This is a genomic window from Rhodococcus sp. NPDC127593 (genome assembly GCF_042671975.1).
Taxonomy (GTDB): Bacteria; Actinomycetota; Actinomycetes; order Mycobacteriales; family Mycobacteriaceae; genus Rhodococcus_F.
Genome location: NZ_JBHXWI010000018.1, coordinates 1 through 20,517, shown reverse-complemented (window position 1 = coordinate 20,517; position 20,517 = coordinate 1). Strand labels below are relative to the sequence as shown.

Sequence of the window (20,517 nt, the reverse complement as noted above, 5' to 3'; positions counted from 1 at the left end):
CCTCGCCGTTCGGTTCACCACAGGTGTGTCACGAAGCGTCTCGGTTCGGGTGCGGCGTTCCGGTGGAGACGGCAAAGCCAACTACTATCGATGGGGTGTCTGCTGCCGAACGTGCGAACAGGAGTCGCCGCAACTCGCGGCGGCGCGGCGCCGTCGGCAAACCCGCGAAACCCCACATGAGGACGGTTCGCGAAACCTCGGCGGGCGGGCTCGTCGTCAACGGTCTCGGCGGACCGCGGGAGAATCTGTGCGCCGCGCTGATCGGACGCACCGACCGACGCGGGCGGCTGCTGTGGTCGCTGCCCAAGGGACACATCGAGCAAGGTGAGACCGCCGAACAGACCGCGATGCGTGAGGTCGAGGAAGAGACCGGCATCCAGGGCACCGTCCTCGCGTCGCTCGGCAGCATCGACTACTGGTTCGTCACCGAGGGCCGACGGGTCCACAAGACCGTCCACCACTATCTGCTGAGATGCCTCGGTGGGGAACTGTCGGACGAAGACGTGGAAGTCACCGAGGTAGCGTGGGTGCCGCTCGCCGAGCTGGGATCACGCCTGGCCTACGCAGACGAACGGAAACTCGCAGAAATCGCCGGTGACTTGATCTCCAAGATGACTACCACCCCGACCGCCCCCGACCTGAAGCTCCAGAAGGGGCCAGACGCCGGATGAGGATGGCTTTGCGTCGGGTCGGTGCCGTGACGTTGACCGCACTCGCGGTCGTTCTGGCTCCCACCAGCACCGTGGTGGCGGCGGCCCAGGACCCTGTGCCGCCCGAGAGCGCCGGCACCCAGACCGTCGACGAGGACCCCGAGTTCCTCGAGCTGCACATCGACAACGTCACCCCGTCCACGGTCACCACCACCAGCGACCCGTTCGTCACCGTCTCGGGCTCGGTGAAGAACATCGGCGACCGCACGGTCCGCGACGTCAGCGTCCGAATGCAGCGCGCTCCCGCCGTCGCGAGCAGCGAGGGCCTCCGAACATCGCTCACCCTCGATCAGTCCCGGTACGACACGGTCGGCATGTTCGACACGGTCGCGGGCCGCCTCGACGAGGGACAGAGCAAGCAGTTCACGCTGTCGCTGCCACTACGGTCCGACACCGACATCTCCCTCGACATCACCGAACCCGGCGTGTATCCGCTGATGGTGAACGTGAACGGCACCCCCGAATACGGCGGGGCCGCGCGTCTCGACGACGCCCGTTTCCTGCTCCCCGTGTTCGGGGTCCCCGGCACTCCGGCCGTGCCCCCGGACATCTCCAGTCCCGTCGCCGTCACCATGCTGTGGCCGCTCGCCGACCGGCCCCGGCTCGCGGCGGGGGTGCCCGGCTCCGTCACCGAACCGGTCCGTCTCGTCGACGACGACCTCGCGACCTCGCTCGCCGACGGCGGCCGGCTCGACGAACTGCTGGGCGCGGCGGAGTTCGCCACCCGGGAGAGCGTCGACCGTGACCACACGCTCCGGGACAGTCTCTGCCTGGCCGTCGACCCGGACCTGCTGATCACCGTCGAGAACATGACGCGCGGATATCTGGTGGTGGACGACCCGTCCGATCCCACCGGTTCCGCGCACGAGGGCGCAGGTAAGGATGCCGCGTCGGCGTGGCTCGACCGGGCCCGGTCGCTGGCCGCGTCCATGTGCACCACATCGGTGCCGTTCGCGCAGGCCGACCTGTCCGCGATCACCGAGGTCGCGAACCCGGACCTCACCGCGACCGCCGTCGACGCCCCCGCGGACATCGTCGACAACGTTCTGGGTGTCACGTCGCTGCGCAATTTCGTGTGGAGCGACGCCGGGGTGCTCGACGACGCGACGGCGCAGATGCTCCGCGGAGACGAGGCGACCACCACGCTCGTGGCCGCGAATTCCATCGACACGACGACGCCCCGCGACAGCGCCCACGTCATCGAGGCGACACCGCCGCCCGCTCCCGTTCCCGCGAACGGCGATACGACCCCGGCGGCCACCGAGGCGCCTGCGGCCATCGGAAGCGTCGACGCCCTGTTGTTCGATCCCTCGGTCGGCACGGCGCTCGCCGCCATGGGGACGACGCCGCAAACTCCCTCCTATACCCCCGAACGCGCCCGGTACGACCTCTCGGACGATTCCCAGACCGCGCGACTCCAGGACGCGCTCGGTGCAGTGTCGTGGTCTGCGCTCGAACCCGAGACCGCACGGACCGCAGGTACCCCCCGATCGCTGATGGTGGTGCCGCCGCAGCTGTGGACGGCCGGCGCCGAGGACGCGAAGACACTGCTGTCCACGGTGTCCTCACTGATGCGCTCGGGGCTGGCGACGCCCCAGCCGCTGACCGCGCTGCTGGGACGTCAGCCCGGCTCACCCGAGATCGCAACCCTGGACTACCCGGATCAGGCCGCCGAGGACGGCGTCCCCGCCCATATCCGTGACGCCGCCGCCACGCAGACGCCCCGCATCGAGGCGCTGAACGCCGCGCTGGTCGACGACCCGCAGGCCCCGCTCACCCCGGAACGCTTCACGGCACCGCTGCGCGAGGACCTCCTGCGCTCGATGAGCCTCGCGCACCGCCGCGACGACGAACGGCGGTCCGCGGAGGAGGCGTCCGACACGCGCGCCGACGAGGTGGCCGAAACCATGGACGACCTGTTCGGGGCCGTCACCGTCGTGTCGCCGGGCGGGGTCTACACGCTGGCGTCGGAACAGAGCCCGCTGCTGCTGGTGGCCAGGAACGACCTGCCGGTCGGGATCACGGTCCGTCTCCAGGTGGATGCGCCTTCGGGGATGACCATCACCGACATCGGCCCCACCACGCTGCCCCCGCGCGGCAGTCGCACCCTCACCGTTCCCACCGAGGCCAACGACTCCCGCAAGCTTGTCGTCAAATTCTCTCTGACCACCGCCGATGGACAGCAACTGGGAGAGCCGACCAGCGTGACGGTACGGTCCAACGCGTACGGGCAGGCGTTGGCGATACTGACAGCATGCGCGGGTGCTCTGCTGCTGTTCCTCGCCGGCCGCCGGCTGTGGCATCGATTCCGCGGCCAGCCGGATCCAGCTGACGAAGGGTACGAACGTTCATGACCGGGAACTTGCCCAGTAGGGGCCAGAGGCTTCCCGATCGCTCCCATCCCCGGGTCGCGCCGTGGGAGCGGGACCACTGGGCTCGCGAAATACGGCCGGACGAAGCGCCGACGGTGCAGTTCGCGGCCATCCGCGTCGACCCCTCGCCGCCTCCGGTCCGCGACTCCGGGCCCTCGACCGCGCCGCAGAAGCAGAGCAACTCCCGACTTCTGGCGTCCACCGGTTCGATCGCGGTGGCGACGCTCGTCAGCCGCATTACCGGATTCGCCAAGCAGCTCCTCGTCCTGACGCTGCTGGGTGGCTCGGTGGCCAGCTCGTTCACGGTCGCCAGCCAGATCCCGAACATGATCTCCGAGCTCGTGCTGGGAGCGGTGCTCACCGCGATCGTGGTGCCCGTCCTGGTGCGCGCCGAACGCGAGGACCCCGACCAGGGTGCGGCGTTCGTGCGACGACTGTTCACCGCCACGTGCGTGCTGCTCGGCACGGCGGCGGTGCTGGCGACCGCCGCGGCACCCGTGCTCACCACCCACGTCTTCCTGTCGGCCGACGGCAAGGTGAACACGTCCCTCACCACAGCTCTGTCCTATCTCCTCCTTCCCGCGATCCTGTTCTACGGACTGTCGGCGCTGCTCACGGCCATTCTCAACACCCGGCAGGTGTTCAAACCCGGCGCCTGGGCTCCGGTGCTGAACAACGTCGTGATGCTCACCGTGCTGGTGATCTACTACGCGACGCCGGGGGAGATCACCCTCGATCCGGTGCGGATGAGCGACCCGAAACTGCTGGTCCTCGGTGTGGGCGTCACGCTCGGTGTCGTGGTGCAGGCGCTCAGCCTGGTGCCTGCGATCCGGCGCGAGGGCATCTCGCTGAAACCGCTGTGGGGCCTCGACGACCGGCTCAAGCAGTTCGGCGGCATGGCCGTCGCGATCATCCTGTACGTGCTGATCAGCCAGGCGGGCATGATCGTCGCCACCCGCATCTCGTCACACGCGGACGCGTCGGGTCCCGCGATCTACAACAACGCGTGGCTCCTGCTGCAGCTGCCGTACGGCGTGCTCGGCGTGACGGTGCTGACCGCGATCATGCCGCGACTCAGCCGCAACGCCGCCGCCGACGACACCCCGGCCGTCGTGGACGACCTGTCCGTCGCCACCCGTCTCACGATGATCTCCCTCATCCCGATCATCACGTTCCTCACCTTCGCCGGCCCCGAGATCGGCCAGGCACTGTACGGGTACGGCAACTTCGGGTCCGGTGACGCCGAACGCCTCGGTCAGGCCGTCAGCTGGTCGGCCTTCACGCTCATTCCCTATTCCCTGGTGCTGATCCAGCTCCGCGTGTTCTACGCCCGCGAGCAGGCCTGGACTCCCACGTGGATCGTCCTCGGAATCACCGCGGTGAAGATCGCGCTGTCGGCGCTCACCCCGCTCGTCGCCTCCAGCGACGACCAGGTGGTCATCCTGCTCGGCGCCGCGAACGGCCTCGGCTACATCACCGGCGCGCTCGTCGGGGGCTGGCTGCTGCACCGCAGTCTCGGCAACCTGCAGATGGCGAACGTCGGCAAGACGGTGTGGGTGGTGGTGCTCGCGTCGATGGCGGGTGCGCTCGTCATGCTCGGCGCCGACCGCCTCCTCGGGCTCGACCGTCTCACCAGTTTGTTCGGCGGTCCGGGCTCGATGGTCCGGGTCATGATCAGCGGCGTGCTGATGCTCGTCGTCACCTTCGTGATCCTCTGGTTCGCGAAGATCCCCGAAATCGTGTCCATCACCGTCGCCGTCGCCCGCAAGGTTCGTGCCCTGCGCGGTCGCGGCGCCGCACCGGAACCGGAGGTCGACCCGCTCGCAGAGGCCGAAACTGAACTGATTCCCGTGGTCCGCGCCACACCGCACGACTTCGGGGGACAGCCGCGTGGTATCGAACGACCCGGTGGACTCCCGTACCCTGGACACGAGCGGGTCGGATCGCCGCCCGGTACTGGTCGGAGTTGGGCATTCGAGAATGAAGGAGTGAGGGTGAGCGACGACGACGTGGCCGGCAGCAAGAGAGCCGGAGGTTCTACGGTGCAAGCGTCCGAACGCGATTCGGCCGCCGCCCCCAACGGCGTCGACGCCCCGACCACCCGGATCTCGTCCGAGTCGGCCTCCACCGACTCCGCGAAGACCGACAAGCCGGCCGGCGCCGACGCACCGCAGAAGAAGGACGCAAACACGTCCGCGGGCTCCGCAGACACTCCGAAAACGGGGCAGAGCAAGGAGACCGGCGATCGTGCGGATGCCGAGACGAAGGCTGCGCCGACGACTCCCGCCAACGATGCAGGCGAGTCGCGCGGAGACACACGTCACATGGGCGCGGCCCCCGCACGAGATCTCAGTTACGACACTGGCGTGATCCCGATCACACCTGCGCCCGGACGTGAGCCCGGCGCAGGCCCGCGTCGTACTCCCCGTGGCCCCAAGCTCATTCCCGGTGCGTCCGTCGCGGGCGGTCGGTACCGCCTGCTGACACCGCACGGCGGTTCGCGGGGACTGCAGTTCTGGCAGGCGCTGGACGTCAAGCTCGACCGCGAGGTGGCCCTGACGTTCGTGGACGCCGAACAGCGCTCCACGTCGGCCGGTCCCGAAGGCCCGCAAGCCATTCTGTCGCGCACCCTGCGACTGGGCCGGATCAACTCGCCCGGACTCGCCCGCGTGCTCGACGTGGTCCGCGGTAGCTCCGGCGGCATCGTCGTCGCCGAGTGGACCCCGGGCCGCTCGCTGCGGGAGATGGCCGACACCAAGCCGTCTCCGATCGGCGCCGCCAGTGCCATCCGCGCGCTCGCCGCGGCCGCCGAGACCGCGCACCGGGCCGGTGGGGCACTGTCCATCGACCACCCCGACCGCGTCCGCATCAGCATCAACGGCGATGCCGTGCTGGCGTTCCCGGCCACGCTCGCCGACTCCGACTCGAGTTCCGACGTGCGCGGACTGGGCGCCATGCTCTACGCCCTCATCACCGCGCGCTGGCCGCTGGGCGACCCGTCCGCTCCCGCGGGTGATCCGTCGGGTTCGCACCGTCCGGGCAGCGTCGGCGGTATGCGACTGGCCGACCGCGACTCGAGCGGGCAGCCCATCGGGCCGCGTGTGATCCGGCCGGAGGTTCCGTTCGAGATCTCCGCGGTGGCACTGCGCTCGCTCGAGCCGAACGGGGGAATCCGCACCGCGGCCACCGTGCAGCACATTCTCGACCAGGCGTCCGTCGTCAACGACAAGACCGAATTCATCCCCGTTCTGCGGCTCGGGCAGCGGGGCCCCGGCACGACCGGTCACGCTCTCGCCGACCCGGAAGCGCTGGAGGCGGAGAAGAAGAAGTCCAACCGGATGATCGCGGCGCTCGTGGGTCTCGCTGTCGTGACGATCATCGTGCTGGCGCTCCTGGGCTTCTGGCTCGCGACGTTCCTCACGGGCAGCAGTTCCGACGCGCCGCTCACCGAACAGGACTTCGGGCTCACCACTTCGGCCGAGGCTCCGCCCAACCCCGAGTCGCCCGCACCCGCGCCCGCCCCGGCGGCGAACGTCGCACCGGTCACACCCTCGGGGGCAACGGTGTTCTCGCCGCAGGGCACACCCGACTCCGCCGCGAACGCCCGGCTGGCCGTCGACGGCAACACATCCACCGTGTGGAGCACCGACTCGTACTTCCAGCCCTTCCCCGCGTTGAAGAACGGTGTGGGCCTGATGGTCACGCTGGACGAGCCGACGACCCTGTCGAGCGTGTGGATCAACTCGCCGACGCCGGGCACCAACGTCGAGATCCGCAGCGCGCCGTCGGAGAACCCGACCCTCGACCAGACGCAGGTGCTCGGCTCGAAGGTCCTCGGCAACGGTGTCACCGAGATCCCGGTGAAGTCGGAGGGACCCACCAAGAACGTCCTGGTGTGGATCACCGGCCTGAGTAATTCCGGCGGCAAGAACCAATCGTCCATCGCCGACATCGGTTTCAACGCCGCGACGTAGGCGGTACCCGGTGCTCGCGGACCGGAGAACTGAGCTAACATCCGCCGGTGCGAATCTTCCGGGGGGATTCCGAGGGCGAGCCCTCGGACGTCGACCTGTTGGCTGCGCACGTCGCCGGCGATCGGCACGCATTCGAGACACTGCTCGGACGGCACTACGACCATCTGTGGCACGTCGCCAAACGCACCAGCTACACCACCGAGGATGCGGCGGACGCCCTGCAGGAGGCGCTGCTGTCCGCGCATCGCAACGCGGCCTCGTTCCGCCGGGACGCCGCGGTCCGGAGCTGGCTGCACACGATCGTGGTCAACGCCTGCCTCGACCGCATCCGCCGGAACAAGGCTCGTCCGGCTGTGTCCCTGTCCGCCGACGAGGACGACGAACCGCGCGACGCCCGCGATTACGTTTCCGAGGTGGAGCTGAGCCTGGTGGTCGAGCGCGCACTGGCGCAGCTCCCACCGGATCAGCGGACCGCGATCGTCGCCGTCGACCTCGAGGGCCGTTCGACCAGCGAGGCAGCCACCCTGCTCGGCATTCCGGAAGGCACCGTGAAGAGCCGCTGCGCCCGCGGCCGGAAGAAGCTGGCCGCCTCCCTCGAATATTTTCGGGTGGAGGGGAACCGATCATGACTCCGGGACGTCAAAACGTAGTAGGAGCGGGGAAGTGTCCTGATGTCCCGGACCACAATGAATCGGTGAGGAGGTGCCATGGCCGACCGTGAACCCGACCCGTCCGGTGCCGCGCTGCCTGCACCGCCGTACTCCGAGGACCTGCTGGCCGATCTCCACGCCGGGGTGCTGCCGGAGTCGGTCAGCGATCGCCTGTGGCCGCTCGTCCGGAAAGACCCGCAGGCCATGGCTGTCATCGACGCCCTCGACCGGGTCACCGATCAGCTGGGCGCGCTCGGCCGCGATCATTCCGTCTCGACCCCGATTCCCGCCGACGTCGCCGACCGCATCAACCGCGCCCTCGCCGCGGAACGGGACGCGCCTGCCGAGGCCACCGTGGTGCCGCTCGCCCGGCGACGGAAGTGGGCGACCGCGGCCGCGGGGACCTTCGCGGCGGCGGCAGCGGTCGTGGTGGCGGTCGCGGTCGTCACGCCGGACAGCCGGGAACCCGAGACCCCGACCGTCGCCCTGCCCAGTTCCGAAACCCCGCCGACACCAGCCGTTCTCGATCTGGGTACCGATCTCGACTCCGGACGCCTGCTCACCGTGATCGGTTCGCGGCAGCTCGGACCACTCGAAGATCCCGCACAACTGTCAGAATGCCTGAGCGCCAACGGGATCGAACCGTCTCGCCCTCTACTCGGTTCCGGCGAGGTTCGCCTCGACGGTGTTCCCGGGGTACTGCTGCTGCTGGCCGGGCCACGTCCGCCGCAGATCACGGCCCTGGTCGTCGGCAGCGCGTGCGGCACGGGAGATCCGGCGACGATCGCCGTCACCGAGATCGGTTGATCCTCAGGGGCGTTCCCGCTCCGAACGGGCGACCGGCATCAGCAGCTCGAGGATCTTCGCACGCAGCTCCGGAGTGTCGTCCTCGACGGCGATCAGGCTCGTGAACAGTGCGGCGCCGGCGGCGAGCACCAGAACGGCCGTCGCGGTGATCGACCCCCCGTCCTCGGATTCCTCGTTCCCGAACAGCTGAGTGCTCGGCCCGCTGAATCCCCGCCAGAGCGCGGTGCGGAGATCGTCGTGGTCCCGGATCGCGGCCAGCAAACCCGGCGTGGCCGCTCGCACCTCCGGTCGTGAGAACAGTTCGGCGCTGCCGGTCACCACCCAGCGGATCCAGCCTTCGCGATCGGTGCCCTCGAACGGTGTCAGGTCGGGTGTCGCACCGAGGATGGCGTCGAGAACCAGATGAGCCTTCGACGGCCACCGTCTGGTGATGGACGCCCTGCTCACCCCGGAGCGCGTCGCGATGGCCCGGATGCTCAGTTGTTCCCAACCCGATTCCACGAGCATCGCACGGGTTACCCCGAGGACGTCGGTGTCGATCCGCGGGTCGCGGGGGCGGCCGGTTCCGGTTGCATTCATTGGTTCGAATTGTGGGACAGAAGTGCCTTCCGCGCTATATCGTACCTATTACGAGTCCAGTGGCATCGTAATTCGAACAGGACGGGCACATGAAGATCGCGGTCACCGGCGGCACCGGATACATCGGCGCCCACACCACGCTGGCGCTCCTCGCCGCCGGCCACACGGTTCGACTGCTGGTGCTGCCCACCGAATCTCCCGACACCCTGCTCGCGGCGGCGGGGGACGACGCCGCGCGGATCGAGCAGGTGGTCGGCGACATCCGCGACGCCCAGGTGCTCGCACGCCTTCTCGACGGCTGCGACTCCCTACTCCACGCCGCCGGGGTAGTGGGCACCGACGACCGCCGCGAACAGCTGATGTGGGAGATCAACACGCAGGCCACCGCCGCGATCCTCACCCGGGCGGCCTTCCTCGGACTCGACCCGATCATCCACGTCGCGAGTTTCAGCGCCCTGTTTCCGTCGCCCGACGCCGTCATCGGACCGGACAGTCCGACGGCCTCGGGCCGCAGCGCGTACGGCCGGACAAAGGCCGCGGCCGATCGCATCGCCCGCGCACTCCAGGACGCGGGCGCCCCCGTGGTCATCACCTACCCGACGAGCGTCGTCGGTCCCGGGCTCGGAACCGCGAAGGGCGTCACCGAACAGGGCTGGGCCGCAATCGTCAGCGGCAGGGTGGCACCCCGATTCGACGGCGGAATGCAGATGATCGACGTGCGCGACGTGGCCGCGGTCCACGCCGCCGCGATGCACCCCGGCCGCGGTCCACGGCGATACGTCTGCGGCGGCGAACTCGTCGAGTTCAACCAGCTCATCGACGTCCTCGAGCACTCCTCGGGCCGTCGCCTTCGGCGCATCCCGCTGTCGGGCAGAACTTTTCGCACGATCGGGCGGTTTGCCGACGTGATCGGCAAGTTCACACCCCTCAGTGCCGGGCTCAGTTACGAGGCCGCCTGGCTACTCACTTCGGCGACCCCGACCGACGACTCGCGAACCCGCGACGAGCTCGGGCTCACCTGGCGGCCTGCCCGCGCGGCGCTGGCCGCGACGTTCGCCTGAACGCCCTCACACCACCACCCTCGAAGGCAGACCACCATGAGCGTTCCACCAACGCACCCCGATATCTGGGAGCCGGCCCGCCTGGGTCCCCTGACACTGCGCAACCGCATCGTGAAGGCCGCCACGTTCGAGGGCGTCATGCCGCGCGGCCGGGTCACCGAACAGCTCATCGACTTCCACGCCGAGGTCGCTCGCGGCGGCGCGGCACTGACGACCGTCGCGTACTGCGCCGTCTCACCCGGCGGACGCGTCCACGCCAACACCCTGGTGCTCGATGGCGCCCGCGTCCCCGATCTGCGCCGGCTCACCGACGCCGTCCACGCCGAAGGCGGGTTGGTCGCGGCGCAGATCGGTCATGCCGGTCTGGTCGCGAACACACTGTCCAACCGCACCAAGACCCTCGCGCCGTCCACCCGCCTCAGCCCGCCCGCCATGGGTCTGGTGAAGGGTGCCACCCGGGAAGAACTCGACCAGGTCACCCGCGACTTCGAGGATGCAGCCCGCAATGCCGTCGAGGCCGGATTCGATGCGATCGAGGTCCACCTCGGGCACAACTACCTCCTCAGCTCGTTCATGAGCCCCAACCTCAACAGGCGGACCGACGAGTACGGGGGCAGCCTGGAGCGGCGGGCGGCGTTCCCCAGGCGGGTGGTCGAGAGGGTGCGCCACGCCGTCGGCGACTCGGTGGCCGTCACGGCCAAATTCAACATGACAGACGGTGTTCCGAAGGGGCTGTGGCTCGACGACAGTCTCCGCATCGCGCAGCTCCTCGAAGCCGACGGGCACCTCGACGCGCTGCAGCTCACCGGCGGTAGCTCGTTGCTCAACGGGATGTACTTCTTCCGCGGCGAGGTTCCGATGGCCGAATTCATTGCGTCACAGCCCAAGCTGGTGGGCTGGGGCCTGAAGGTCTACGGGCCGCGCATCTTTCCGACCTACCCGTTCGAGGAAGCCTTCTTCCTCCCGATGGCCCGGCAGTTCCGCGAGGCCCTGTCGATGCCGCTCATCCTCCTCGGCGGCATCAACAGACTCGACACCATCGAGAACGCACTCGGCGAAGGGTTCGAATTCGTCGCGATGGCGCGCGCCCTGCTCCGCGACCCGGACCTCGTCAACAAGTTCCGCGACCGGCACGTGCCCGAGGGACTCTGCATCCACTGCAACAAATGCATGCCCACCATCTACACGGGCACCCGCTGCGTCATCCGGGAGACTCTGCGCTGATCAGGGCGCCTGCGAGGGGAGCGACCGGTATCACCTGCAGTCGGGGAACAACACCCTTTAGTCTTGTGTTGATCCATACGACTGAGCACCCCTCACTACTGGAAGGCCCGCATGACCACTCCATCGACGGTTCATGAACTCATCATCGTTGGTTCGGGACCTGCCGGATACACCGCTGCCGTCTACGCGGCGCGCGCGGAACTCGAACCGCTGCAGTTCGAGGGGACCCAGTTCGGTGGCGCCCTCATGACCACCACCGACGTCGAGAACTTCCCCGGATTCCGTGAGGGAATCATGGGACCCGACCTGATGGACCAGATGCGCGAGCAGGCCAAGCGCTTCGGCACCGACATCCGCACCGAGGACGTCGAGGAACTCGACCTCACCGGCCCGATCAAGAAGGTCGTCGTGAACGGCGAGACCTACCAGGCCCACGCGGTCGTGCTGGCAATGGGCGCCGCAGCCCGTTACCTGGGGATTCCGGGTGAAGAGAAGTTGCTCGGCCGCGGCGTCAGCGCCTGCGCCACGTGCGACGGATTCTTCTTCAAGGATCAGGACATCGTCGTGGTCGGCGGCGGCGACTCCGCCATGGAGGAGGCCACCTTCCTCACCCGCTTCGCCCGCAGCGTCACCGTGGTGCACCGCCGCGAGGAGTTCCGCGCGTCCCGCATCATGCTCGAGCGCGCCAAGGCGAACGCGAAGATCCGGTTCGTGACCAACGCGGCGCCCGTCGAGGTCCTCGGCGAGAACAGCGTCACCGGCCTCGTGATCCGCGACACCGTCACCGGTGAGACGTCCACGCTGGACGTCACCGGCATGTTCGTCGCCATCGGTCACGACCCGCGCAGCGAACTGGTCAAGGGACAGGTCGACCTCGACGACGCCGGATATGTGCTCGTCAAGAACCCGTCCACCGCCACGTCGCTGGATGGGGTCTTCGCCGCCGGCGATCTGGTGGATCACATCTACCAGCAGGCGATCACCGCCGCCGGCACCGGATGTTCCGCGGCGATGGATGCCGAGCGCTGGCTTGCCGAGCGCGGCGACATCACCGCCAACACCGTCGCCGCCGCCGGCTCACCGGTCGACGCCTGAGCACCCCACAAACACCCACCTCGAGTAAGGGAAATCCCCGTGTCGAATACCGTCACCATCACCGATGATTCGTTCCAGCAGGACGTCATTTCCAGCGACAAGCCTGTCCTCGTCGACTTCTGGGCCACCTGGTGCGGCCCGTGCAAGATGATCGCCCCCGTCCTGGAGGAGATCGCCGGTGAGCACAGCGACAAGCTGACCATCGCGAAGCTCGACATCGACGCCAACCCGGGCGCTGCCCGCGACTTCCAGGTCATGTCGATTCCCACGCTGATCCTGTTCAAGGACGGCAAGCCGATCAACACGATCGTCGGCACCAAGGGCAAGGCTGCGCTGCTGAAAGAGCTCGCCGACGTTCTCTGATCGACACCCGAACACCCGGCGCGATTCCCGATTTTGTGGGAATCTCTGAGACAATCGATCGATGTGCTCCAGTCGCACAGCTAGACCGACCGGAACACATCGATCGTTTTGTTTGTACCGAGACTCGTATGTACTCGTTGATTCGGACTGAGAGGCCCTGAAAAATGCACCGACTCCGTCACGGCGACCATGGTCCGGCCGTCGCTGAGATTCGGGGCACTCTGGCCGGTCTCGGTTTCCTGCACAACGGCGTCGCCGACACCCGGCGCGAGGGCACCAACGGTTCGCACTGGATCGCTCCCGACGCCGTGTTCGATCATCACCTGGACAGCGCCGTACGGGCCTTCCAGCAGCAGCGTGGGCTTCTCGTCGACGGAATCGTGGGTCCTGCCACCTACCGGTCCATGAAAGAGGCGTCGTACCGCCTGGGCGCGCGCACGCTGATTTACCAGCTGTCCGCACCGCTCTACGGGGACGACGTCGCCACCCTGCAGACCCGCCTGCAGGATCTCGGCTTCTACGTCGGTCGCGTCGACGGGTTCTTCGGCCCGCAGACCCACGACTCCCTGTCCTCGTTCCAGCGGGAGATCGGGATCGCCGCCGACGGCATCTGCGGTCCGGCCACCCTGCGGTCGCTCGAGTTGCTCGGCACCCGCGTCACCGGTGGGTCACCCCATGCGATGAGCGAAGAAGAAATGGTTCGCAGCTCCGGCCCCCAGCTGAGCGGCAAGCGGATCGTCATCGACCCGGGCCTCGGCGGCGACACCTACGGGACCATCGTGCGGTCTCCGTACGGCACGATCTCGGAGTCCGACATCCTGTGGGACCTCGCCAGCCGCCTCGAGGGCCGCATGGCCGCGACGGGCATGGAGACGTTCCTGTCCCGCCCGCACCACGCGAACCCCAACGACATCGAACGGGCGTCCACGTCGAACGCCTTCGACGCCGATCTGATGATCTCGTTGCGGTGCGACGGAAACACCAGCCCGTCCGCCAACGGAGTCGCGAGCTTCCACTTCGGTAACTCGCACGGTTCGACGTCGATGATCGGTCAGGTTCTCACCGGATTCATCCAGCGGGAGATCGTGGCACGCACGCCGCTGCAGGACTGCCGGACCCACGGCCGCACCTGGGACCTGCTGCGTCTGACGAACATGCCGACCGTGCAGATCGACCTCGGCTACCTCACCAACGACCTCGATGCCGCGGTGCTGTCCAACCCGCGGGCCCGCGACGCCATCGCCGAAGCGATCCTCATTTCCGTCAAGCGTCTGTACCTGCTCGGTCAGGACGATCAGCCGACCGGAACGTTCACGTTCGCCGAGTTGCTCGCCGAAGAGCTGTCTTCCTCCGAACGTTCCTGACTTCTCGTTCCCGAGCGGTCAGTGCGCACCGACAGGTGTGCGCTCCCCGATGTCGACCATGCTCACCGACGCGGTGTGGATCAGACGCTCCAGGGCAGCCTCCACGTCTTCCTTCCACCCGTGATCCCGGTTCAGTTCGAGCCGCAGGCGCGGGAACCGATGGTGGGGCGCGACGATTTCGAAACCGTTGTCCTCGAGGAAATCGGCCGGGATCATGCACTCCTCGGGGGAGCACTCGCGGGCCGCGGTGGCCGACGCCATCCCGTGCGTGTCGATCGGACCGGTTCCGTCGGCGTTGCGGATACCGAACGCCTCGAGCGCGCGAACCCCGCGGCGCACCAAATCGGCCACCACGGCTTGGATCAACGTGGTCCCGAGATTCTGTTCTTCCCCGGCCGGCTCGAGCCGGAGGCTGGTGAGGAGGACGGCGTCGGCACCGACCGGAGCGGTCGGGAGAAGCTGCGCGCGCGGCACGGTTCGCGGGGGAGCGTAGAGGGCGCTGCCGACCGGCTTCCCGTCCATGACGGCAACCTGACCGCACGATCCCCATTCGAGCATGACCATGGAGAGCCAGGCTTCCTTCTCGAACTCCTGGTCGCAGAATCCGCGCGAACTGTGGATCGCCGCCGGATCCATTTCCCAGAAGACACAGCGACGAGCGTGGGCGGAGAGCTTATCCAAGCCGTCGAGAGTGAGCGATGTGACGTGAGTCGACACTGGCTAGCTCAGCCTCCATATGTCACTACCGCAGATCATTCGACATCCTCTGGTATTCAACGTTTTTCGCCCCCGATAATTCTGCTGGAGTCGGTCCGTCAGCGGCCACTGTCACAGTGACGGATCACCCGCGGGTAACTTCTACCTCTGTCAGGCGCTCACGAATCGGCCTTCTGTGCCTCCATCATCCCAACGATCCTCTGAAGATCGTCCACCGAACCGAACTCGACCACAATCTTGCCCTTGCGCTTGCCGAGGCTGACCGTAACCCTCGTGTCGAACGAATCCGACAGCCGTTCGGCGACGTCCTGCAGGCCCGGCATCTGGATGGGCTTGCGACGCTGGGCGGGCTGCGACGCCTGGTCGTCGCTGCGGTTGGCGAGGGTCACCGCCTCCTCCGTCGCGCGAACAGACATGCCCTCCGCGACGATGCGTGCCGCCATCACTTCTTGCGCGTCGGCTCCTGCCTCCAGCGACAACAGGGCGCGAGCGTGACCGGCGGACAGCACACCCGCCGCGACGCGGCGTTGCACGGGAATCGGCAACTTCAGCAGTCGGATCATGTTCGTCACGACGGGACGCGAGCGGCCGATCTTCGCCGCCAGTTCCTCGTGGGTCACCTCGAACTCTTCGAGCAACTGCTGATACGCCGCGGCCTCTTCGAGAGGGTTCAGCTGCACGCGGTGGATGTTCTCCAGGAGCGCGTCGCGGAGCATGGCGTCGTCGCCGGTCTCGCGGACTATCGCCGGGATCGTCTCCAGCTCGGCTTCCTGGCTGGCACGCCACCGACGCTCGCCCATGACGAGCTGGAACTTGCCGTCGTCGAGCGGACGCACCACGATCGGCTGCATCAGCCCGAACTCGCGGATCGAGTGGACGAGCTCGGCGAGAGCGTCGTCGTCGAACACCTGACGCGGCTGCTTGGGGTTCCGCTCGATCAGGTCGGGAGCGATCTCCCTGTACACCGCTCCGGTGGGGGAGGGGAGGGGTTGAGCACCGTTCCCGGATGCGCCGTCGGCGCCGTTGCTCCCTCCGTTGTTTCCCGTGGACGTGTTTCCCGTGGACGCGGGAGCGGTCTTGTTGTCAGTCACAGAGTCCGATGAGTTCGGTGCGGGAGCGGTCAGTACGTTGCGCCGGTCCGTCCCGATCACGACGTCGGCGGCGGCGTTGCCCAGCCCCGGTCCCGTCGTCGTCGGTCCCGTAGGAATGAGCGCAGCCAGTCCACGGCCAAGTCCACCCTTACGCGTCTGACTCATCGCTGCTCCTGCTTCGTGATGTGTGCGGTGCGTGCTGCGAGTTCACGTCCCGCGTCGAGGTAACTCATGGCTCCCCGCGAACCGGGGTCGTAATCGAGCACGGTCATCCCGTACCCGGGAGCTTCGGACACCTTGACGCTGCGGGGAATGACAGCGCGGAGGACCGCGTCACCGAAGTGGTTGCGGACCTCTTCTGCCACCTGGTCGGCCAACTTGGTGCGCCCGTCGTACATCGTGAGAAGGACCGTCGATACGTGGAGGTCCGGGTTGAGGTGCGCCTGCACCAGTTCGATATTCCGCAGCAGCTGTCCCACACCCTCGAGGGCGTAGTACTCGCACTGGATCGGAATGAGCACTTCCTTGGCAGCGACCATCGCGTTCACCGTGAGCAGTCCGAGCGACGGTGGGCAGTCGATCAGGATGAAGTCGGCATCCACCTCGCCCAGAGCCTTCTCCGAGAGCGCGCCCTTCAGCCGCCCCTCGCGGGCGACCATGGAGACCAATTCGATCTCGGCGCCGGCGAGGTCGATCGTGGCGGGAATGCAGAACAGCCGGTCGTTGTGCGGGCTCGTCTGGATCGCTTCCGCAGCGGTCACCTCACCGAGGAGGAGCTCGTAGCTGGACGGCACGCCGGAGTGGTGGGCGACGCCCAATGCAGTGCTGGCGTTACCCTGCGGGTCGAGGTCGATCACCAGAACGGTGAGTCCCTGAATCGCGAGCGCGGATGCGAGGTTGACCGCACTCGTCGTCTTGCCGACGCCGCCCTTCTGATTGGCGATCGTGAGGATCCGGCGTTCGGGTGGCTTCGGCAGGGAAACTGAGTGGGGGTGCAGCACCTGGCTTGCGCGGTGCGCGGCGGCACCGATCGGAGTCTCCTCGACGGAAATTCCGTTGTAGGGGGCCGTGAATCCGTCGTCTCCATTCCCGGAGCTCGTCGCCTGGTCGGATCGATGGTCGGTTTCACGTGAAACTGTTTCACGTGAAACGGCGGATTCAGGCCCACCCGACATTGACTACTCCTTCGATTGGGAATCGCTCGTTACTCGACATACTCACTCCCTAGTCACCGTGCACATCGTCATCGACGCTGACGGCGTTTCGGTACACGTTCTGCCCGAACGACAACGGTGGGGACAGGAAGCAGGCCCACTCCGCATTCCACGATATCCAGCTTGCCAGCACCCAACCGAGTCAGGGAAGCGCGATCACGGGAAATCTCTTCAGCGGCGCTCGAACCTTTCAATGCGAGCATTCTCCCATGCTCGTGGATAAGCGGCAGCGACCACTTGGCCAACTTCTCCAACGGTGCCACCGCACGGGAAGTGACAACGTCTGCGCCGCCGGCTTCCTTCACCACACCCGACTCCTCCGCGCGGCCCCGGACCACGAGCACGTCCAGACCGTTCGACTCGACGAACTCGGCGAGGTACACCGACCGTCGCAGCAGCGGCTCCACCAACGTGATCCGGAGATCGGGACGGGCGATCGCGAGAGGGATACCAGGCAACCCGGCACCGCTTCCGACGTCGACGACCGACTCACCCTCGGCGATCAACTCACCGACGACGGCACAGTTGAGGAGATGACGTTCCCAGAGTCGCGGAACCTCTCGCGGTCCGATCAACCCCCGCTCGACACCGTCGGTCGCTAGCGACTTGAAGTAGCGCTCCGCAATATCGAATCGCTCACCGAACACCTGGCGTGCCGCCGCTTGTTCGTCCCATTCGGCCGGCTCTCCACCATTCGGTTCCACGTGAAACATCCTCCCGCGAACAACGCGAAATCAACAAACACAGCTTCTTCATTATCCGCCCTCGCTCACGACTATGTCCCTTAACTCGGACGCGCAACGCCGGAACAGTGTCGAGCCGCACCCTTCCGGTGGGGGAGGGGAGCGGTGGGTCGGTCCACACTCAGTGAGTGCGGTCGCCCCTCTCGGGCGTCGATTTCGCACACATCGCCGTCAGCGAGTTTTCTGCGGATCCATGATGGTGCAATCGTCGCGAGGATGTTTCACGTGGAACAGGCCGCCTCGTCCGCGGACATGTCACGGGACCGTGCGTGTCCAGCTTGGTTCATCCTTGCGCCGGTCCCCGCCCGACAACTCCGCGGGTCCGTGCCCGGTGCCGCGGCACCCTCTCCGTGCTGTCCCGTCGCGCGGTGCGGTCCGTCGCGAGCTTTACCCCACGCCGGCTAGCCGAACTTCATCGCGTTTGGCGCGAGCAGTTTCACGTGGAACAACTGGCCTGTGTTTCACGCGGAACAGACGGCGGTCACTGACTCCATCGGAGCTCACTCGACCGCTACCTCGCCGCAGTTACACGCGCCGACGAATCCCGTTTCTTAATCATCACAGTGACGAAACTCCCGGGTGTGGTTGGGTGGGTGAAACTACAACCTTAAATCCTTCGAAAAAGTCCAAACGACGGCCCAAGGAACCCCATCAGCAACACGTCAGACACTGGTGTCAGGGAAGGAGTGTTGCTTGTGAGCGACGAGCCAACAACCATCCTCCTTCCGCAACCCCACTGTGAGGCGGAGCCGCTCCTCCGGATTGTCGGCGAACTACGCTTCCATTCCACAGCGGAGGAGCGCGTGGGCGAACGCGACATCTTCGCCGGCAGTCACCTCCAATGACACCAACTCGAACCTCGCACCCTGCGACTGCCATTCGAAGAACGGCGGCAAGTCTCGCGATACGCATCAATTCCGCGAGCACGAACATCACGATGTCGTCGGAGTGGTCCGCGAGAACCCCGGCCATGTCGCCACTGTGCACAGCCCCGATCCGACGTTCGATCAGTCGACGGCACGGTTTCGGTCGCCTCAATGGTGTGGACCTCGAGAAGCGTCGAAACTCATCGCGTGGACTCAGCGTCAGCGTGAATGGTATGTCTCAGGACATCGCAAACCCCTACGGTCCCGGTGACCCTCACCGGACGAACGGAACAGGGCATCGATGGAATGAGCACTTGTCGCCACGATCTCAGCAGCGGGCGGCGGCAGGAGGCAGGAGGGTTAGGTAGGTCGATCGGTTTACCCCCGAAGGCGCCGACGGATTCACGTGTAGACGGTGTCAAGGGACATGTGGACGTCCCTGTAGGCGGACAGGTGGTGTCCCTGTGCGCGGACAGCTGATCTCCCTGTCGGCGGTCAGCTGATCTCCCGCGTTCGGCTCAGGTCAACGGCATCACCCCGCGTCCGGCGGTGGCGTCCTGCAACCGCAGCGAGGTGCCTTCGGTGATCACGACATGCGCATGGTGGAGCAGTCGGTCGACCGCGGCGGTCGCGAGCGTTTTCGGCATGATCGTGTCGAACCCGGACGGGTGCAGGTTGCTGGTCACGACAACACTGCGGCGCTCATAGGCAGCGTCGACGAGACGGTAGAACGCTTCGGCGGCGGCCTGACCGGACGGCAGCATCCCGATGTCATCGACCACGATCAACTCGGCGCGGGTGATCTTGGTGATGGTCTTGGTGATCGACCCGTCCACCGCCGCCCTCCCGATCGCCGCGGTCAACGATTCGAGCGTGAACCACGACACCCGCATTCCCGCGTCGATCACCGCATGCGCGAGCGCCTCGACGAAATGGGTCTTGCCGGTCCCCGACGGTCCGCTGACCGCCAGGTTCTCGGCGCGCTGCACCCACTCCAACGTGCTCAGGGCTTGCTGGGTAGGAGCCGGGATCGATGAATCCTGTTCCCGCCATGAGGAAAACGTCTTTCCGGCGGGAAGCCCGGCGGTTTTGCGGCGCATCGCCTTCGTTGCCTCGTCCCGCCCGCGGACCTCCTCGTCGAGAAGGACCTTGAGGACCTCGGTGGGATCCCACCGCTGCGCTTTCGCGGTGGCGAGCACCTCCGGTGCGGCAGCCCGCAGGTAGGGCAGGCGCATCCGTTTGAGGACGGCGATGAGGTCGTCGGGTAACGGTGGCGCGGTGGGGTTCACGAGCTTGCCTCCGCACTCGTGCTGCCGAATCCGGCCCAGGCGGCGGTGCCGGGTTGGACCGAATGCCTCTCGTCGGCGACGACGAGCCCGGTCTCGGCTGAGGTGGCGGTGTGGTGCGCGACGATCGCCGGCAGGTCCCCCTCGGCGAACCGACCCGATTCGGCTGCTCTCGACAAAGCCGAGTCGACGGTGGCGGTGCCGACGAATGCGGCCAACTCGACCGCGGCGGTCATCTTCGCCCGGATCCGGACCGTGCCGGCCGCCGACGCGGCGACCAACCAGGCGTGCGCGCCGGGCCCGAGTTCGAGGAAGCGGGCTTCGGCCGCGGAGCGGGCCTTCGGGACCGGTGGCTTCGGTGCCCCGCCCGGTTCCTGCGGATGATCTTCGATAATGCGCCG

16 protein-coding genes and 2 pseudogenes are annotated in these 20,517 nt (G+C 67.2%); 10 read left to right on the top strand and 8 right to left on the bottom strand.

Translation table 11 applies throughout. From position 1 onward, the window contains the following. The first annotated feature begins 95 nt into the window (after positions 1–95). The 5 genes from ACFVJ3_RS18115 (at position 96) to ACFVJ3_RS18095 (ending at position 8,513) form a co-directional block, all read left to right on the top strand. Positions 96–671: an NUDIX hydrolase gene (locus tag ACFVJ3_RS18115; RefSeq protein ID WP_005572816.1), complete on the top strand. Its 576-nt coding sequence runs from the start codon at positions 96–98 to the stop codon at positions 669–671. A gap of 2 nt (positions 672–673) precedes the next feature. Next, a complete protein-coding gene (locus ACFVJ3_RS18110; protein ID WP_378453331.1) occupies positions 674–3,064 on the top strand; it encodes a DUF6049 family protein in 2,391 nt (796 codons plus the stop codon). Positions 3,065–3,177: 113 nt separating this feature from the next. Beyond that, positions 3,178–7,056, top strand: a complete 3,879-nt coding sequence (gene murJ, locus ACFVJ3_RS18105) for a murein biosynthesis integral membrane protein MurJ (RefSeq protein WP_378453449.1) — start codon at positions 3,178–3,180, stop codon at positions 7,054–7,056. Positions 7,057–7,103: 47 nt separating this feature from the next. Further along, positions 7,104–7,685 carry an RNA polymerase sigma factor SigM gene (sigM, locus tag ACFVJ3_RS18100; protein ID WP_378453330.1) on the top strand — a complete coding sequence of 194 codons (582 nt, stop codon included), beginning with the start codon at positions 7,104–7,106 and terminating at the stop codon, positions 7,683–7,685. Positions 7,686–7,763: 78 nt separating this feature from the next. Beyond that, positions 7,764–8,513: a hypothetical protein gene (locus ACFVJ3_RS18095; protein ID WP_378453329.1), complete on the top strand. Its 750-nt coding sequence runs from the start codon at positions 7,764–7,766 to the stop codon at positions 8,511–8,513. 3 nt (positions 8,514–8,516) lie between these two features. Here the strand turns inward: ACFVJ3_RS18095 and ACFVJ3_RS18090 are convergent, their stop codons facing one another. Then, positions 8,517–9,092 (bottom strand): helix-turn-helix domain-containing protein, encoded by a 576-nt coding sequence (locus ACFVJ3_RS18090; RefSeq protein WP_378453328.1) that lies wholly within the window; start codon positions 9,090–9,092, stop codon positions 8,517–8,519. Between the two features lie 89 nt (positions 9,093–9,181). Here ACFVJ3_RS18090 and ACFVJ3_RS18085 point away from each other — a divergent pair, with 89 nt between their 5' ends. The 5 genes from ACFVJ3_RS18085 to ACFVJ3_RS18065 all read left to right on the top strand — a co-directional run bounded on the left by ACFVJ3_RS18085 (position 9,182) and on the right by ACFVJ3_RS18065 (position 14,199). Beyond that, complete coding sequence (locus ACFVJ3_RS18085) at positions 9,182–10,153, top strand: NAD-dependent epimerase/dehydratase family protein (RefSeq protein ID WP_378453327.1); 972 nt, start codon at positions 9,182–9,184, stop codon at positions 10,151–10,153. A gap of 36 nt (positions 10,154–10,189) precedes the next feature. Continuing rightward, positions 10,190–11,377 carry a 4,4'-dithiodibutanoate disulfide reductase gene (gene nox, locus ACFVJ3_RS18080; protein WP_378453326.1) on the top strand — a complete coding sequence of 396 codons (1,188 nt, stop codon included), beginning with the start codon at positions 10,190–10,192 and terminating at the stop codon, positions 11,375–11,377. A gap of 111 nt (positions 11,378–11,488) precedes the next feature. Then, positions 11,489–12,472 (top strand): thioredoxin-disulfide reductase, encoded by a 984-nt coding sequence (gene trxB / locus ACFVJ3_RS18075; RefSeq protein ID WP_378453325.1) that lies wholly within the window; start codon positions 11,489–11,491, stop codon positions 12,470–12,472. A 39-nt stretch (positions 12,473–12,511) separates the two neighbouring features. Continuing rightward, entirely contained in the window at positions 12,512–12,835 is a 324-nt protein-coding gene (gene trxA, locus ACFVJ3_RS18070; protein WP_005249122.1) for a thioredoxin, read from the top strand. 164 nt (positions 12,836–12,999) lie between these two features. Beyond that, complete coding sequence (locus tag ACFVJ3_RS18065) at positions 13,000–14,199, top strand: N-acetylmuramoyl-L-alanine amidase (RefSeq protein ID WP_378453324.1); 1,200 nt, start codon at positions 13,000–13,002, stop codon at positions 14,197–14,199. An 18-nt stretch (positions 14,200–14,217) separates the two neighbouring features. Here the strand turns inward: ACFVJ3_RS18065 and ACFVJ3_RS18060 are convergent, their stop codons facing one another. From ACFVJ3_RS18060 to ACFVJ3_RS18030, 7 genes and pseudogenes are all read right to left on the bottom strand, one after another. Continuing rightward, the gene (locus ACFVJ3_RS18060; RefSeq protein ID WP_378453323.1) at positions 14,218–14,916 is read right to left on the bottom strand and encodes a GNAT family N-acetyltransferase; all 699 of its coding nucleotides are present in this window, start codon (positions 14,914–14,916) and stop codon (positions 14,218–14,220) included. Between the two features lie 158 nt (positions 14,917–15,074). Beyond that, entirely contained in the window at positions 15,075–16,172 is a 1,098-nt protein-coding gene (locus ACFVJ3_RS18055; RefSeq protein WP_378453322.1) for a ParB/RepB/Spo0J family partition protein, read from the bottom strand. Further along, positions 16,169–17,182: a ParA family protein gene (locus tag ACFVJ3_RS18050; RefSeq protein ID WP_378453321.1), complete on the bottom strand. Its 1,014-nt coding sequence runs from the start codon at positions 17,180–17,182 to the stop codon at positions 16,169–16,171. Before ACFVJ3_RS18050 ends, ACFVJ3_RS18055 begins: the two co-directional genes overlap by 4 nt. A 68-nt stretch (positions 17,183–17,250) precedes the next feature. Further along, entirely contained in the window at positions 17,251–17,934 is a 684-nt protein-coding gene (rsmG, locus tag ACFVJ3_RS18045) for a 16S rRNA (guanine(527)-N(7))-methyltransferase RsmG (RefSeq protein ID WP_378453320.1), read from the bottom strand. A 692-nt stretch (positions 17,935–18,626) separates the two neighbouring features. Then, positions 18,627–19,002 (bottom strand): annotated as a pseudogene (locus tag ACFVJ3_RS18040) (nuclear transport factor 2 family protein). 346 nt (positions 19,003–19,348) lie between these two features. After that, positions 19,349–20,119, bottom strand: a complete 771-nt coding sequence (istB, locus tag ACFVJ3_RS18035) for an IS21-like element helper ATPase IstB (protein ID WP_319617780.1) — start codon at positions 20,117–20,119, stop codon at positions 19,349–19,351. Continuing rightward, positions 20,116–20,517 (bottom strand): annotated as a pseudogene (locus tag ACFVJ3_RS18030) (IS21 family transposase); the annotation flags it as partial. The pseudogene ACFVJ3_RS18030 and the gene istB, both read right to left, overlap by 4 nt.